The sequence below is a fragment of the Bacillus sp. z14 (2026) genome (assembly GCF_058313575.1).
Genome location: NZ_JBZFQK010000002.1, coordinates 56,111 through 73,014, shown reverse-complemented (window position 1 = coordinate 73,014; position 16,904 = coordinate 56,111). Strand labels below are relative to the sequence as shown.

Genomic DNA, 16,904 nt, shown 5'->3' with positions numbered 1-16,904 from the left:
ATTCCCCTTTTCTATTATCTTTTATCTATAACTTTTGCGATGAAATCACCGGCAAGTTGGATAACCTGAACCACTACGATTAAAATAATAACAGTTGCAATCATAATGGTATTATCATAGCGATAATACCCATAGCGAATCGCTAAATCACCAATACCGCCACCACCGACCGTTCCTGCCATAGCAGAAAACCCAATCAAGCTAATTAATGTAAGTGTAATACCCGAAATGATACCTGATCTCGCTTCGAGCAATAGTACTTCCTTAATAATCATCCACGGTGTCGCACCAGCTGCTATCGCGGCTTCAATAACACCTTTATCAATTTCTCGTAAAGACGTTTCAACGATTCTCGCAAAAAACGGAATAGCTGCGACTGACAGCGATACGCTAGCAGCTGTTGGTCCAATCGTTGTCTTTACAACAAATTCGGTCAATGGCATAAGAGCAACCAATAAAATAATAAATGGTATTGATCGGACCAAATTGACGACAAATCCTAATATCCTCTGAACCGTTTTGTTTTCCCAAAATAAACCCTTTTCTGTCACATATAATAGAATTCCAACTGGTAAACCAATCACGATTGCGACAGCTAAAGAAATGGAAATCATGTAAATCGTCTGCAAAAATGCTGTGTTAATTTCAGGAATAAGCTCTATAAAGTGGTTGAAATCAAAGCCCATGTTGGAACACCTCCACTTCTGCCTCTCGACTTTCTATATAAGATATCGCTTTATTAATCTCTTCCTTCTGTCCGCGAAGCTCCATGATAAAAATACCTAAAGGCAATTCCTGAATATATTCAATTGAGCCATGAAGAAAATTGCCTTTTACATTAAATTGCTGAAGCGTATCCGATATGACTCCCTCACCGGCAACCGTTCCCCTAAACGTCACCTTGACAATCGGACCCTTGCAACTTTGGTAAATAGCGTCAGGTATATCGAACGAAACAACACTGTTAATGAATTCCTTCGTAAGATCGGCATGGGGTTTAGCAAAAATATCATACACCGAGCCTTCCTCAATGACCTTGCCATCCTGCATAATCGCCATTCGATTACAAATTTCCTTTACTACATTCATCTCATGTGTAATCAACACAATCGTAATATTGAGCTCCTTATTGATTTTTTTCAACAAATTCAATATTGATTTCGTTGTCGTCGGATCTAGTGCTGAGGTCGCCTCATCACAAAGGAGTACTGTCGGGTTATTCGCCAACGCCCTTGCAATCGCTACACGCTGCTTCTGTCCCCCACTTAGCTGCGAAGGATACACTTCACGCTTTTCAGCTAATCCGACCATTTTCAACAGTTCTTCTACTCGGTCTTGTATTTGAGTCTGCGGCACTTTTGCTGCCTTTAAAGAAAAAGCTATATTTTCAAAAACTGTTTTCTGGCTAATAAGATAAAAGTGCTGAAAAATCATCCCGATTTTTAAGCGTGCATGACGCAATTGCTTGCTTCTCAACTTAGCCAGATCAATTCCATCAACTGTGATATTTCCCGATGTTGGACGCTCCAACAAATTAATACAGCGTAGCAGCGAGCTTTTACCTGCTCCTGAGTACCCGACAATCCCGAATATCTCGCCTTTTTTAATTGTTAAGGAAACGTTGTCAACTCCATTTACTATACCGCTTTTAGTTTTGTAAATCTTATTAATATTCTGAATTTTTATCATATGCCAACCTCTATCTCTACACATTTTTTGAAACAAAATGCCCCTCTCATCTGAAAGGGGCATCGAAATACATCTATCTCGACTTATCTTTCAGAATGTAATACATTCTGCAGGAATTGGCACCTTCCCTATTAAGGGGGTTGCCGGACGTCATAGGGCCTAGTCCCTCGGTCGCTCTCGATAAGCTATAGCTTTATTTGATTTGTTTATGATATTACAGACTTCAGAATAGTCTGTCAACAAAAACCTTTTTGACGTAAACTGTTGAACCGCTTTCATCATTGCAATTTCAATAAAATATTCCAATCCACATACATCGGATTAAAAAACTCCCCATTCTTCTTCGTAGGGCTGAACTGACGATAATGTAAAACTCTACATTTTCGCAAGCTTACTGAATAACACTTTCATCGCTCACTATTTTCATCTGCCAAACAAGCTCATTTAATGTATAGTCTCCACATTTCACATTTTCCGAAAAACAATCATTTCTGAAAAAGCTACCACACCCACTTCATCAAACGTTCCCCTATAATCTATGACTCAGCAAATCTAATAACCATTTACTACCGCTATATTCAAATTCTTTCAGCTCACTATAGACATTTCTAAATAAAGGTTATAGAATTTTATCTATTATTTAAATATTCAAAACTATATTCTCTTCGTAAAGGTGAATTATATGACATATTCAGAACGCTTAAAAAAACTGCCAGTCCAATTTTTTGCAACACTTGTCCTAAAAGTTAACAGCGCTATAGCTGAAGGCAGAGACATTATTAATCTCGGACAAGGAAATCCTGATCAACCTACTCCTGCGCATATCGTCAAAGCCCTGCAAGTGGCGGCTGAAGATGCACAAACTCATAAATATTCTCCATTTCGGGGTTTGGAAGAGTTGAAAGAAGCGGCAGCACAATTTTATCACAAGCAATATGGCGTCGAGGTTGACCCTAAAACTGAAGTTGCCATCCTTTTTGGAACGAAGGCCGGACTAGTTGAGCTACCAATGTGCTTGCTCAACGATAGAGAGCTAATGCTCTTGCCAGACCCAGGCTATCCCGACTATTTATCTGGAGCTGTATTAGCAAACGTAAACTATGAAACTTTTCCACTAACAAAAGATAATCAATTTTTGCCGGATTATGAAAGCATCCCTTTAGAACAAAGGACCCATGCAAAGCTAATGTATTTAAACTACCCAAATAATCCTACCGGAGCTACCGCAGATCATGCTTTTTTTGAAAAAACAGTATCATTTGCAAAAGAAAATAACATTACCGTACTTCATGATTTTGCCTATGGAGCTATTGGCTTTGATGGACAAAAACCTATCAGTTTTCTTGAAACGGAGGGTGCAAAAGAAGTCGGCATTGAAATGTACACACTCTCGAAAACTTACAATATGGCAGGCTGGCGTGTTGGCTTTGCTATCGGAAACCCAGCTATCATCGAAGCACTCAATCTCATTCAAGATCATCTTTACGTCAGCCTCTTCCCTGCTGTACAAAAAGCGGCAATCGCAGCCTTGACAGGGGAGCAATCCTGCGTAGAAGAGCTTATCGAACGCTATGAACGACGACGAAATTCCCTCATTGGCGCTTGCAATAAAATCGGCTGGAAAGTCGAAGCCCCAACTGGTTCATTCTTTGCTTGGCTTCCTGTCCCTGCCGGTTTCAAGAGCGAGAGCTTTGCTGATTATTTGCTTGAAAAAGCAGATGTAGCCGTTGCAGCAGGAAAAGGCTTTGGTGAATACGGAGAAGGCTACATTCGTGTCGGCTTATTAGTAGACGAAGACCGGCTAATAGAAGCTATTGAACGTATTGGAAAGCTAGGAATATTCACTTAAACAACTGCGGTATTGAACTGCTCCCTGTCTAGTAAACAATGAATATAATAAAAGCAGAACCCTGAATTCTAAGGGGTTCTGCCGCTCAATCTCTATTGATAACGTTGTTACAGATGCTATTAACGCCTCTTTTAAAATTCGTTTTTTTAATAATACTATTCTATTTTACTGTGCCCCAAAATGAATCGCCCCATGTGATCAATACAGCGTTCTTTTTTTTGAGCACAGAAAAACTCCCCATTAGGTAAGCCAGATTTTTCAAACTGTCTTACCTAATGGGGAGCATAAAAAAAGACCGTCAACATGACAGCCTTGATTTTCTGCTATTGACCTGTTAAAACAATAGCTACGGTTTACTTATAACTGGATATAGAGAGATTATATTCTCTAATTCTTTAATCAAATCATCTAAATATGATTGATTTGATACAAATTCAAAGGATAATACAGCACCACTTCCTGTCGGATAACAAGTCTCTCCAGACCATTCTATATGCCCCAACTTATCCATTTCACATTCAAAATAAATAAAGCTATCTAAATTTTTCAATATAGCTTTACCCGATAAATCCTTATTCATTAACTTCAAATCATTTAAAAAATCCCTAATGTCATCAGTTCTTAAACTAGCAATAAAATCAACATAATATCCAGGGATTTCAACTTTCACGTTTGAAATAACCCAGTTTCCATCCCAATAATCAAAGCTATTCGGATATTCACGAGCTATGATATCTATTTCTACTTTAGCTTTTTCTCCCAATAGATGGAATTTCATTTTACCACCTCATATTTTATAACTTATTAGCTTTGGTCATCTTGTACTAATCTGTTCCTTTAACCGAATAGCAAAAAAGAGCTGATCAACCAGCCCTTGATATGAAAGTAATACCCTCGTTAGGGAATAAGACTATTTTTCTATAATTATATAATCTTTCGTTTTAGAATATGGAATACCATGTTTGTTAGCAAAATCAACTAATTCTTTGAAAACGTCGTTGGGATTGAAATTTACAATTCGGATGGTAAGTCCTTTTTTAACTTGCATAAAAGCACCTTTGGTATACCAATTGACTCGTTTAAATTTAATCTGTTTTATTTGATGGGGAAATATACTTGTTTTATATAAAGGCCATTTAAAAAACAATATTTGATACGTCAAATAGTCATTATTTATCACAAATTTATATCTGATACATAATAAAACAAGAATAACTAAAGAAAATATCATTTGGAAGTATAATAACCAATCGAAAAAGTCATTTATTGAAATTGTCAATATCATTAATAGCATTATATACCATAATGCTACTCTTTGAGTCTTTGCGAAATAAACCAACTATCTCTCCTCCCTACATGTTCACTTTAACATAAATATCCATACTCCATTGAAATATACTGCCCCTAGCTGCATAGCAAAAAAAGAGCTGATCAGTATTACACCCCAAAAGTCAGATTTCTAACTTATTGGGGTCACTACATCACAGCTCTGATATTGGAGCGGGTACTCCCGATAGTTTCAGTTTATTCTTTCACAAAGAGAGTTAGCATTAGCTAAGTGCTTCTTTTTCCTCAAAGTTTTACTTCAGCTGAGGATTAGCTCTCCCTTTTTCTTAAAAGTTGCAAAGTCCCTTTTTTCTGTTCTTTAAAGTCCTCTAATTGTCTAGGAACATTAGTTACTCCATGATATATTGCATAAAACTCTTCCCACGGTTTTCCATCCAAGCGATAATATTTTTCTAATATATCTATATAAGTAAACAAAGCCTGTTCCACCACAATTTCAGATAGCTCATACTCGCTTGGCAATTCCATATCCAATCTTTCGCATAACAATTTTTGTATTCTCTTTGCATACTTTATCTGTCCCATGGAAACATCTAGCTTCTCATATTCCTCTTTAATGCTCACTTTCATTTGGTTCCCTTCCGATAAAAAGTCGTTACAAATTATACTCTAATTATTAATTAAAAACAGATAATTTACAATACCTACTATAATATTAAGATAATAACTAATTTAGTTCCTAATCGAATTGCAAGTCATTCAACCAATTACTAAATGTTATTAAAAATCAGTCTTTTTCTACAAGTTAATCATCAATTTATTCCATGTATGGATTAATGTAGACTTGAAAGTTTACAATGCACTATTAAATGTAATGTCTTGACTTGAGTAAACATCAGCAAACCAGCGTAATACACCGTTATGATGGTTTATAATTTGTTGGGCAGTAAGGTCTTCTGAATCCCAAGTGCTGTGTGTATCTGAAGCTAAAGTGACTTTATATCCCATACTAAAAGCTCTTCTGCAAGTTGTATCAACACAGGCTTCTGTTTGAATTCCGGCAAGTATTAAATGTTCAATCCCTTGTCTTTTCAGTTCATCATCTAAAGTAGTATTAAAAAATGAATCAGGGGTAGTTTTTTGAATAATGATATCTTGATTATTTGGATTAATTTTAGGATGAATCTCCCAACCTTTTGTTCTATATTCTAATAGGTGTCCAGCAGATGCATTATGCTGTATATAGAAAATCGGTATCTTAGAAGAGCGTGCCTGATCAATCAGTCCTTTTAATTTTTTTAGCAGGACATCTCCTTTATACACAACGTTCCCTTCTTGAAACATTCCATTCTGAACGTCTATAACCAATAGTGCTTTTTTCATTATTCTCCCCCAATGTTTCTTTGAATAGATTCTACTTTTGTTTTTCATTGCCTTCATCCGCTAATCTTCACCTGTTCTATAAAGAATAAAGAATGCAAATTTACAGACTCGACCTTAAACTCTATTTGATATCAATATTTTTCAGCTGTTTCTTGAGCTCCCATTGCTTTGGTTTCTCTTTCTCCTGAAACCATTTAGCTCCCTTTTCTATCCACTCTTCTCGATAACTTTCAAATGTATATCCCAACTCTTCATCGTCGTACCCTGGTTGAAATCCACAGCAAGCACAAATAAGGCTTACATCAGGAATATCTTTTTCAAATAAAGGTCCCGGTAAATGATCATAACCACATACCCGAGCAAACAAAAAATTTCTTCTTTCTAAGAAACATTGCATTTCCCTCTAAAAAATATTTCTCTATTATTACTGAGATTCGTTCTTCCGCTAATCTCCCTTAATAGATAAAGCTATCCCAAGTGGCTATCTTTATTTAATGGTACCACGAAATGGATATTTACTCCTTTATATACAGGAACAACAATCTATACGATAACAGCCAAAAATAAAGACAGCTATCGTTTTTTCGATAACTGTCCTCCCTCTTAGTATTCATCTAAAAATTGATCAATTAATTTAACATAGTTTTCTTTTGGGTAACTCATATAGAGCCCTGAAGCCAATCTGACTGCGTCGCCAAAAAAGAATCGTTCATACAGGGATTGTCGCGTTCCGAAAGCACTCATGGATATATCCCATGCCAACCGAAAAATCTTCACTTTTTCTTCTGCTCCAACGATGGCTCCCTGCATATACAAATCAAGATCCGCACCGATTTCTGATGAAAAATCAGCTTCTGTTGGAATGGCCATAAGCCCACTCGCTCCGATTAATTGAAGAATTTCCGTACATCTTGGATACAAACGAGCAAACAATAAAATGGATGCCTGTAACGGATTTGCATCCGGTACCATTGTTCCCCACTTATCCGCCTTGGCATTTACTTCAGATGCAAGCAACAAAGCCTTTAATGATTCCAATCCGACATATATTTCACTTATTTTTTCATGTATATGCTGATACTCCCCCACCTGTATGGAATCAATTAGCTTTTGGGCAATTCCTAATACCATCTCCAGCTTGATGATTCTTCTGCATGTAACCTGATGTGCAGCTAGTAAATGGAAGCTGCTTTCCTGATAAATTTTTTGAGCTATAAGAGGATTCTCATAAAAGAGCACTCTATCCCAGGGAACCAATACCTGATCAAACACGACAATGGAATCCACTTCATCAAAACGGGAACCAAGCGGATGATCAAATGCCGAATCACGGTAGCTAAATGGTTCTCTGCATATAAATCTCAATCCAGGCGTGTTGCTTGGAATGGAAAAGCCATAAGCCAAATCTTTATTATGCCCAGCGGCATTGGCAGGGAACACTAGTATTTCATCCGTAATTCCTCCCTGTGTGGCTAAAAGCCTGGCTCCATTTATAACAATCCCATCATCCTTTATTTCTGTCGTCTGTGCTGATATTGTCTGGGTGAAATTTTCAACATAATAGGATGAGCGATTAACCTGTGGATTAATAAATGTATGGGTGAAAGATAAATCTTGCTCGCGGGCATTCTCAAATATCGTCAGCATGTTTTTAGTGAAGCGTTCATCCTGCTCAGAAAAAATGACCGCGGCAGACGCAAAGGACATCATCACAGTATTCATGTAGTCTGGTGATCTGCCCAAAAACCCTCCGCTTGATTTAGCCCATACTTGTGTCATCAGTCTTCTTTTTTCTAAATCCTCTTTTGTTTTTGGTTCCAAAAAAGAGGTCCCAACCAGATTGCCAGTAACAGGTGAACGAAATGTCATGATATCTCGGTTGAATTCCTTTAATTGTAAATCATATAAGGCAGCCTGACTTTTCATGACTCCTTTAAAAGCTTGATGTTCAGAAATTTTACCATTTACTTTTTGTCCATCGATCCATATCGTTGAATGAAGATTATCTATTCTCTCGATGTATTCCAAACCAGATCTTATCGGCATAAAACTCCACCCTTATATTTCAGATACAATAGACTATGTACATACCATCCTAATAATGTATGTACGATTGTCTGTTAATTATCCAAAGGGCATGATCTTTTTTACCGAATGTTTATCCTCTGCCTGCCTGGAAACCTGGATATTGTGTCATTCCACCATCTACAAATAAGCTTAATCCTGTCACATAGCTTGATTCCTTCGAAGCAAGCCAAACTGCACACGCCGCAACCTCTTCAGGCTTACCGATATATCCCATCGGAATAAGATCAAGAACTTGCTTCTTCGCTTCAGGATCATTGAATTTTTCTTCATTGATAGGTGTATTGATTGCGCCCGGACATATATTATTTACGCGAATTCCTTTCGGAGCATACTCCAAGGCAAGCGTTTCACTCATTAGTTTAACCCCACCTTTACTTGCCGCGTAGTGGACAAAATGGGGCCATGGAATTTGCTCATGTACAGATGACATATTAATGACGGAACCCTTTATTTTATGTTCAACCATATACTTAATGGCTTCTCTGCTTCCTAAAAAACATCCTGTTAAATTCGTGGAAATAACCTTATTCCAATCTTCAAGGCTTAATTCGTGTGAAGGCATTTCATTTTCAACTCCAGCATTATTAACCATGACATCAAGTGTACCAAATGTCTCAACTGCCTCATTTATTAACCTTTTAACGTCCTCTTCTTTCGAAATGTCCGCCTGAACAGTGATGGCGTCCCCACCACAGGCTTTAATGATTCGAACAATCTCATCTAGATCTTTTTCAGTTGAACGATAATTAATAACTACTTTTGCTTTCTCTTCCCCAAAACGAAGGGCCATTGCCTTTCCAAGCCCTTTACTTGCTCCAGTTATAACAACAACTTTACCTTCTAAATCTTTATACATAGTACGTTTCTCCTCTCGACTATTTATTTCTTGGTATATCCCAATATAACGCCTCCGGCAATAACAAGGAGACAGCCTGCGATGACCATTATCAACCTTTTCTTATCCTTTTTCTCACCCAATAAGAAAATCCCCCCGAGCGTGGAAATCACAATACCTGTTTGAGAAAGAGAATAACTTGTGGCTACTCCGATTTTTGGAACTGACAGAAGAAGTGCAATATTACCCGTTGCCCAAACAAGCCCCGAAAGCATATTTCTCACTGTATATTTATCAAACGCATGTTTCCAAAAGCCTATTACAAGACCAACAATTAGCATTCCGGTAGCCTGCGGAAGAATAGCTGACCAGCCATCAATTTCATACCATCTGATAATAACAACATAGCCTATATACCCTAATGACGATAATGTCAGAGTGATTAAGCCTTTTTTTAACTGACTTCCTTCTTCATCGCTATCATTTCCGACTGAATTAAGAATCACGCCTGCAATCAAACAGCAAAGAGCCAGTATCCCCATAATAATTTGAACCTTCGTGCTCCATTCATTAAAAACAATCAAACCAAATAAAGAAGTTCCGATTAATTGCATGCCCGTTGAAATGGGTACTGTTTTCGATACACCTATATACTTGACGCTAATAAACTGCCCTGTTTGCCCAATTGCCCACAGTCCTCCTGAAATCAACCCTACAATCCAAACTGTAGGATTAAATACAGGTTCAGAAAAAAACAACATAATTACAGCAAAGAGAAATGCACCCAATGTGATTCCCAATGTTTGGCTATAAGCATTTCCACCAAGTTTTACGCTAATTAATACCAAGCTGCCCCAGCATACAGCAGCTAATAATGCTAGTAATATTCCCGACATACATATCCCACTTTCTACCCTTATAGAATCTTTTTACTTTTATATGGCTGTAAAATACCCTTATTTACCTATCCGGAAACGTTAGGCTGAATTTCCTATTTATATTTAATTCATAATTTTTCACTTGCTTATTATGTAAGCGCTAACATATAGTAATAATTGACAGAATTATCAAAATACTCCTTCGCAAGAACTCGAACCCCTTCGCTTTGTCATGGACTACTTTTTATTTTAAGGAGGAATTGGTTTGAAATCGAAAGTAACAAATCTTATTTTGGTCACAGGATTAATCATTAGCTTTTTTGCTTTTTTGCCACAGACAAAGGTGAGTGCCGCTGAAAACCAAGGCAATGATTATCCTATCGTGTTGGTCCATGGTTTAGGTGGATGGGGAGAAGGCGAATTTTTAGGTTACAATTATTGGGGCGGACTAAAGGATGTTCCGGAGTACTTAGAAAGCATGGGCCATCAAACATTTGTAGCAAGTGTCAGTCCAGTAGCCAGCAACTATGATCGTTCAGTAGAACTCTATTATTATATTAAAGGCGGCACGGTAGATTACGGAGCGTCCCATGCCAAACAGCATGGACATTCACGTTATGGGCGCACCTATGAAGGGGTCTACCCTGAATGGGATGCTAATCATCCGGTTCACCTTGTAGGCCACAGCATGGGAGGATTAACAACACGCAGTTTAGTTGATCTTCTAGAAGACGGCAGTGCAGAAGAACGTGACTATCATCAGGTCCACCCGAATGAAAGTATGTCCTCTCTTTTTGAAGGCAATAAATCGTGGGTGCACAGTGTGAGCAGCATTGCTACCCCACATAACGGTACAACATATGCAGATGATGAAAATAGAATAATATCTTTTGTTAAAGATCTAATCATTAATGTCGCCAGTGTTACAGGAATCAGCCAAGAAAACTTAGTATATGATTTTAAATTGGACCATTGGGGAATTCGCAGAGAACCCGGGGAGTCTTTTAAATCGTATCTCTCCAAAGTCATTAACAGTAAGATTTGGGAGAGTACTGATATAAGTGCATATGATTTAAGTACACCAGGGGCTGCTGTACTTAATCAAAAGGTAGAGACAAAATCAGATGTTTATTATTTCTCCTACACCGGTCAAACCTCCAAAAAGAGTATTTTGACAGGTCAGCATATACCATCTGCTTACACACATCTGTTTCTCCATCAACCTACCAGTTTCTTAGGGAAATTTAGTAGAACTAATCCACAAGATGGACCCATTATAGATAAAAGCTGGTGGCCAAACGATGGATTAGTCAGTACGGTTTCGTCTTTTTCGCCATTTGGACAACCAGCAAAAGCCTATAATGGGGTAGCAGAAAAAGGGGAATGGAACTACTACCCTATCATGAGCAATTGGGATCATATTGATTTTATCGGTATTCTCAGCCTTAGCAGCAAAACGCCAGCCTTTAACGTTTATCCGCTTTATAAAGATATAGCTGAAAATGTACACTCATTGGATGAATAACTGCACTTTGCTTGAAAAAAGGAAGTAAAAAAATGCTTATGCCAAGTTCACTTATTTGTGAATTTGGCTTTTTTATGCTCCATCGAAAGTTGTAGATTCTATCCGTAAAATTACGGATGTAATCTTCCATTTTTAAAAATAGAATAAGAAATAGAAACAATATTCCATGTTTTCTTAATTTATATTGAAATATTATCAGAATGTTATAAAATTACATAATGGGAAAAGGGGAGGGTCAACCATGGGTTTTAAACAGTTTCACCGTACAATTAAAATACGTATTATAGAGTCATTTTTAAGTTCCGCCATTGGAGGTATGATATTTCCATTCATGGCGATTTATTTATCTTCACATTTCGGGGTAAAAATGGCGGGACTTTTATTGCTGATTAATGTGTTTGTCGGCATAGCGATTAATTTCTTTGGAGGATATTTTTCAGATAGCTTCGGCAGAAAAAAATTAATCGTATTTGCTGAATCGCTTCGATTTTTAGCATTCGTTACCATGATGATTTGCAATTCACCATGGTTTACAGAACCGCTGATTACATTCTTTATGATGACTGTTAACAGTATATGCTGGGGCTTAGCAGGGCCTGCAAATCAGGCAATGCTGATTGATGTCAGCCGTCCTGAGGAACGAAAATCGATGTATACCATTATGTATTGGGCAAATAATCTATCCATCGCTTTTGGCGGTGCCATTGGCGGATTTATGTTTAGAGAATACTTCTTTGAATTACTCCTCGCTCTTTCAATTACTTCATTGATTGCATGGACCTTAATTACATTTTTTATTGAAGAAAGCTACATACCAAATAAAACAGAGAAAAAAACACCACCCCAACATGTCAAACAATTATTTTCAAATTATCATTCTGTTTTTAAAGATAAACTCTTTGTCTTATACGTATTAGCAGGAATCTTTGTTCTATCAATGGAATTCCAATTAACAAGCTATATGAGTATTAGACTGTCAGAGGATCTATCCATTCAGAATCTATTAGGAATCGAATTTGGCGGGATTGAGATGGTCGGGTTCTTACGTACAGAAAATACGATTTTGGTTGTAATTTTAGCCCTGTTTGCGACAAAGCTTGTTTCTAATTTGAACGACCGAAATGTATTAATCACCAGCTGCATTGTCTTTGTAGCCGGCTATGCTGTGATTTCTTACTCTAATAATATCTGGTTCTTATTCGGAGCAATGTTCATCGCAACTGTTGCTGAAGTATTGCGTGTGCCCGTCCAGCAAAATTATATGGCTAATTTGCCCCCTGAACATGCGAGGAGCTCTTATTTAGCTGTAAACGGATTAACCTATAATGTGGCCAATTTAATTTGTTCTCTAACGATTACATTAAGTGCGTATCTATCCAATTTAGCTACATCCATTTTTATTACTGGTATCGGTGTAGCTGGGATTGTTATTTTTATCAAGATCGTTCCTGCTCTCGACAGAAGGATACATCCTGAAACTGAGGCAGAGATTAAGACTCCAATGAGCATAACCGATTAATCGATGAAGTAAGCTGGTTTTAAGGTAAATGGAGAATCAACCCCACTCCTCATCTGTTTTATATTGAGTTTAGGGGATCCTCTTTAGCAGAGTAAATATGTAGTTGTACACGGAAATAAAGCTCAAAGCAAAATGCTTTGAGCTTTTTTCGGCGTAAGATAGTGAAATAGGTATTTATTCAAATAAGTCTTCCATAAGATCTTGTACACGTTTTTTCCTTCTTTCAGTCTGCGTTAAATCAAGCTTATAGTTACCATCCTTTTCAATAAGGATATCTCCTTCCCTTACATCAACAGGCAATTTGCTCAACTCAACATCCACCATACTTTTATCAGTTTTCTCACAGACTGCCAAATTACCTTCTATTCGATTAACAATTAATATCATCGTTTGTTCCTCCTTATTGCTTTGTAAAAGATATTTGCATGTTATATGTCCTCATTTGTCTTTAAAAAGGACTCTCTCTTTTCCCTCGGCGAGTAGTAATTGGCTGGATTTGTTGCGACTTTTCCGTATTCACCCAAATATCCCCTCAATTGGTTCAACGAAAAATAGACAATATCAGTTAGAGCCATTGCATAAAACAATTAATTATGATTAAATAACAAATCCTTTTACACTAATAATGATTAACGAAAAAAAGGTAATAAGAAAGAGGGATAATATATCATCTTCCCTCTCTTTAACATTTATTACGCATTAATTTAGTATAATCATTTTTCCTTTTATTTCTTATCTTGGAGAACAAGTAGGATGCAGACATGAGTAAAATGATTATTGCCACTATCATGTATTCATTGATTCCGCTAGAATATAAACCTGCTGGAATAAGGGCCAAGATGAAAAAATAAATAAAGTTTCCAACGGCCGTACCTAATATAAACTTTTGCAATGTAATTGAACTTAATCCTGCAATTATATTAATGATGCTGGTTGGTATAAAAGGAGTAACTCTAGCAACCAATATATAAGAAACACCTTTATCTTCAATTTTTTGTAATTGTTCAGGAGAAATTTTCGACGAAAAACGATCAGTGAATAGATACCTAATGAAGATAAAAATGATCATTGCCGCCAGAACACTTGTAAGCCAGCTCCAAATAAAGCCTTTAAAAAATCCAAATACAGTAATGTTGATAGTAATCACGAGAATCAGGGGAATAATTGTAAATGAGTTCTGGATAATCATGATAAACAGCATGAAAACGTAGACATATAGAATGGAGTCCAATACAGTTGTTTTTATATATTCGTGATTACCATTTATAATGGCCTTATAAAGGGTACTTTCCTGTATTTGAACAAAAAAGAAAATAGCAAATAGGAGTAAAAGAGTAATAAAGATTTTTCTGCCATTTAAATGATTATAAATGTTTTTCTTCATCTCTCACCATCTTCTCTTTTGCCTTTTTCTTTCCAGTTTGCACTGGAAAGACAGCATATTACCCTATACCCTAAAATTTAAACTTATAGACTATTTATTCATACATTCAATCCATATTCTTCAAAAAATATTATAATAACATTTCCCGGGTAATAAAAAAAGAAGGCTCAAATTTGTGCCTCCAATATAGCTTATGATTGATGAGTCCATACTGACTTTGTATAGGCTATTTTCAACCCTGCTCTTTCCATATTATTTTGACTGATACCGCCGAAGCTCGCCTGACCAACTATTACCTTACAATTATTTCGTTTTGCCTCTATAATCCGTCGTTGTATTAAAGCTCCCTGAACTCCTTTATTTCTATACTGCGGTATGGTTCCTGCTGCAGCTAAGTATGCCCCCCTCTCTCCCATAAATAGTACACCTATGCCCGCAGGTTTATCTTTATAATTAGCTAAATAAAATTTCCATCCAGGCATACCATACAGTATTTCATTATTGCGGGCGATATTTTCTTTTAAAAATAACGGCATATCGAAAGCGTCTATATACAGCTCTGCAAATAAATCAAATTCGTTTGATTTAAACTCGCGTATTGAAACTGATGAATTTTCATCTCCATCTATTAATAACTTTTGTGGATCAGCATACAGATTGGTTAAAAAATCGGTGTGTAAATAGCCAAGGTTTGCAAGGGCCGAATAGAGAATGGATGTTGCATGTGCAGGGGTAATTTCAAATCTCGCTGGAACCCCTTTATCGTTGTATAATTGGATCAATTCATTCAATAAAGGAATATCTTTATATTCCTTTTATTTTGTTAAATGCTGGACCTGGGATATTTTGAGCCACAAAAGCTATCGCATTACCGAACTTCCGTATTTCTATACCCATAGGATTATCCGGAATTTTTTCTATTCTTGATAATCTCGAATAGAATGCGTCAGTTTCAACTTCTTCAATCCACTTTGCTAATTCGTTAGTTACTACTTGCATCATTACCCTCCCCCTTCACATTTATTGTAAAATATATCAAAAATAAAACAAGGGACTTCCGTTTTGGATGTCCCTTGTCCTTAATGCTTTAATATATAGGCGACCTTTTTAATTGCTTTCTGCATTTTTTTACTATTTTTTAGATACATCTGTTTTGCTTCATTGTCATCTGATGATAGTGCTAATAATTCTAAATCTGCCTGGCATTTTTTCATCGTGGCATATAATAGGGGTCTTTCCTGAGGAGATGGAACGCGAATCTTATCGTCGAACAAATCGACTGTTAGTTCACCATATGTATTTACTTGTCCGATGAATACATTATCCAATGTCACATTCATTTTAGCTAATTCATTGTTCAGCCATGACTGATTTTTGCCAATCCGTATAAGTGGTTCAGATAAGATTACTCCATCCATTATAACCGTTTGTGGCTCTCTTTCCTTTGGAACCTTCATATTCAAGTCTTTTGCTGTTAATGGTCTATTTTCTTTTTTCAATAGGACATTCAATACTCCGTTTGCCTCTAATACAGCATAATCTACTTCTGAAATATCAAAAACACCATTCTTACGACACATCTCTAGTAATTCATCAGTAGTAACTTTCTCTTTCTTTAAATTACCTTCCAAAACCTTACCATCCTGCATTAAAACAGTACCATTGCCATCAACAAAGTCACGCAACTTCTTGCTTTTTAGAGTGATCCGGCCTGATACATAAGGAACAGCTGCTGTTGCAACAATCGCAATGATTCCCAGATGGATTTTTTGATCCAGGCCTGTCACAACTTCAGCTCCAATATTTCCTATTGTTATTCCTGTGACATATTCAAACATGGATAACTGGGCTATTTGCTTTTTCCCGAGTATTTTGGTGATGAAGAATAAAATTAGTAAAAAAAGAACGGATCTTACTATGACATCTAACCATTCTGGCATTTCCAATACACATCCTCCGAATGATAAAGAGTTTAGCTTGTTAATATTTCGACTCTTTTTTTAATATCTGTAACAATCTCTCCAACAAGCAACATTGCCTGATGCAAATCCGCAGCAGTCTCTTTTTGTTCTGTATTTAACGCTAAAATTGATAGACTAGCTTCAATTCCTTCAAGATTTGCCAGGCATATCCTTACTGTTGCTTTAACAGTCATCATTCCTACCTCCACTACATAAGGTAATTACCCATTTTATTTTAGTATGTGCTCTAATATTTCTTCTATACTGTCCTTGATGCAGAAGGGCCGGCTTTATTAGCCGTTCGAATATATGAGTATTCATTTGTGGCCTATTAAATCTTCCTCTTCCATTAAATCGGTTAGTATTACGGCGTTTTTTGCTATTGCTTCCTGGAAAAATGTTCGGTATTATACACACGATCTTTACTTAACGCTAAAGCTTCAAGGTTTCCCTGTTTATGTTTATGTATGCTTTTCAAAAATAAAAAAGAGTATATTTCATTTGAA

Annotated in this window: 18 protein-coding genes and 1 riboswitch; of the genes, 3 read left to right on the top strand and 15 right to left on the bottom strand. The window is 36.7% G+C overall.

Going from position 1 to position 16,904, the window contains the following annotated elements; all coding sequences use genetic code 11:
- Positions 1-14 precede the first annotated feature (14 nt).
- Positions 15-686: a methionine ABC transporter permease gene (locus tag AC4G3O_RS06285; protein ID WP_491135976.1), complete on the bottom strand. Its 672-nt coding sequence runs from the start codon at positions 684-686 to the stop codon at positions 15-17.
- Positions 676-1,689: a methionine ABC transporter ATP-binding protein gene (locus AC4G3O_RS06280; protein WP_066102017.1), complete on the bottom strand. Its 1,014-nt coding sequence runs from the start codon at positions 1,687-1,689 to the stop codon at positions 676-678. The genes AC4G3O_RS06285 and AC4G3O_RS06280 overlap by 11 nt, the downstream gene beginning before the upstream one ends.
- An 80-nt stretch (positions 1,690-1,769) precedes the next feature.
- Positions 1,770-1,876: riboswitch (SAM riboswitch) on the bottom strand.
- Between the two features lie 495 nt (positions 1,877-2,371).
- Here AC4G3O_RS06280 and AC4G3O_RS06275 point away from each other — a divergent pair.
- The gene (locus tag AC4G3O_RS06275) at positions 2,372-3,538 is read left to right on the top strand and encodes a pyridoxal phosphate-dependent aminotransferase (RefSeq protein ID WP_491135975.1); all 1,167 of its coding nucleotides are present in this window, start codon (positions 2,372-2,374) and stop codon (positions 3,536-3,538) included.
- Positions 3,539-3,884: 346 nt separating this feature from the next.
- On the opposite strand, the gene AC4G3O_RS06270 is transcribed toward AC4G3O_RS06275, so the two are convergent.
- The 7 genes from AC4G3O_RS06270 to AC4G3O_RS06240 form a co-directional block, all read right to left on the bottom strand.
- Complete coding sequence (locus AC4G3O_RS06270) at positions 3,885-4,316, bottom strand: WapI family immunity protein (RefSeq protein ID WP_490558993.1); 432 nt, start codon at positions 4,314-4,316, stop codon at positions 3,885-3,887.
- Between the two features lie 818 nt (positions 4,317-5,134).
- A complete protein-coding gene (locus tag AC4G3O_RS06265; RefSeq protein WP_066102026.1) occupies positions 5,135-5,455 on the bottom strand; it encodes a hypothetical protein in 321 nt (106 codons plus the stop codon).
- Positions 5,456-5,677: 222 nt separating this feature from the next.
- Positions 5,678-6,208 (bottom strand): cysteine hydrolase family protein, encoded by a 531-nt coding sequence (locus AC4G3O_RS06260; protein WP_491135974.1) that lies wholly within the window; start codon positions 6,206-6,208, stop codon positions 5,678-5,680.
- A 121-nt stretch (positions 6,209-6,329) separates the two neighbouring features.
- Positions 6,330-6,575, bottom strand: coding sequence for a hypothetical protein (locus AC4G3O_RS06255; RefSeq protein ID WP_491135973.1), 246 nt, complete (start codon positions 6,573-6,575; stop codon positions 6,330-6,332).
- 236 nt (positions 6,576-6,811) lie between these two features.
- Complete coding sequence (gene hpaB / locus AC4G3O_RS06250) at positions 6,812-8,254, bottom strand: 4-hydroxyphenylacetate 3-monooxygenase, oxygenase component (RefSeq protein WP_491135972.1); 1,443 nt, start codon at positions 8,252-8,254, stop codon at positions 6,812-6,814.
- 112 nt (positions 8,255-8,366) lie between these two features.
- Positions 8,367-9,152: a glucose 1-dehydrogenase gene (locus AC4G3O_RS06245; RefSeq protein ID WP_139891519.1), complete on the bottom strand. Its 786-nt coding sequence runs from the start codon at positions 9,150-9,152 to the stop codon at positions 8,367-8,369.
- A 23-nt stretch (positions 9,153-9,175) separates the two neighbouring features.
- The gene (locus tag AC4G3O_RS06240; RefSeq protein ID WP_491135971.1) at positions 9,176-10,027 is read right to left on the bottom strand and encodes a GRP family sugar transporter; all 852 of its coding nucleotides are present in this window, start codon (positions 10,025-10,027) and stop codon (positions 9,176-9,178) included.
- 247 nt (positions 10,028-10,274) lie between these two features.
- Here AC4G3O_RS06240 and AC4G3O_RS06235 point away from each other — a divergent pair, with 247 nt between their 5' ends.
- Together AC4G3O_RS06235 and AC4G3O_RS06230 are read left to right on the top strand one after the other, a co-directional pair.
- Entirely contained in the window at positions 10,275-11,534 is a 1,260-nt protein-coding gene (locus AC4G3O_RS06235) for an esterase/lipase family protein (RefSeq protein ID WP_491135970.1), read from the top strand.
- Between the two features lie 241 nt (positions 11,535-11,775).
- Positions 11,776-13,053, top strand: coding sequence for an MDR family MFS transporter (locus AC4G3O_RS06230; RefSeq protein WP_066102042.1), 1,278 nt, complete (start codon positions 11,776-11,778; stop codon positions 13,051-13,053).
- A 174-nt stretch (positions 13,054-13,227) separates the two neighbouring features.
- Here the strand turns inward: AC4G3O_RS06230 and AC4G3O_RS06225 are convergent, their stop codons facing one another.
- From AC4G3O_RS06225 to AC4G3O_RS06200, 6 genes are all read right to left on the bottom strand, one after another.
- Positions 13,228-13,440, bottom strand: coding sequence for a DUF3006 domain-containing protein (locus AC4G3O_RS06225; protein WP_491135969.1), 213 nt, complete (start codon positions 13,438-13,440; stop codon positions 13,228-13,230).
- Positions 13,441-13,735: 295 nt separating this feature from the next.
- Complete coding sequence (locus tag AC4G3O_RS06220; RefSeq protein WP_491135968.1) at positions 13,736-14,437, bottom strand: TVP38/TMEM64 family protein; 702 nt, start codon at positions 14,435-14,437, stop codon at positions 13,736-13,738.
- A gap of 191 nt (positions 14,438-14,628) precedes the next feature.
- On the bottom strand, positions 14,629-15,228 hold the full coding sequence (locus AC4G3O_RS06215) for a GNAT family N-acetyltransferase (RefSeq protein WP_491135967.1): 600 nt from the start codon (positions 15,226-15,228) through the stop codon (positions 14,629-14,631).
- A gap of 13 nt (positions 15,229-15,241) precedes the next feature.
- Positions 15,242-15,439 (bottom strand): hypothetical protein, encoded by a 198-nt coding sequence (locus AC4G3O_RS06210; protein ID WP_491135966.1) that lies wholly within the window; start codon positions 15,437-15,439, stop codon positions 15,242-15,244.
- 77 nt (positions 15,440-15,516) lie between these two features.
- Positions 15,517-16,377 carry a DUF421 domain-containing protein gene (locus AC4G3O_RS06205; protein WP_139891580.1) on the bottom strand — a complete coding sequence of 287 codons (861 nt, stop codon included), beginning with the start codon at positions 16,375-16,377 and terminating at the stop codon, positions 15,517-15,519.
- A 32-nt stretch (positions 16,378-16,409) separates the two neighbouring features.
- On the bottom strand, positions 16,410-16,592 hold the full coding sequence (locus tag AC4G3O_RS06200; RefSeq protein WP_066102053.1) for a DUF1657 domain-containing protein: 183 nt from the start codon (positions 16,590-16,592) through the stop codon (positions 16,410-16,412).
- Between the last annotated feature and the right edge of the window lie 312 nt (positions 16,593-16,904).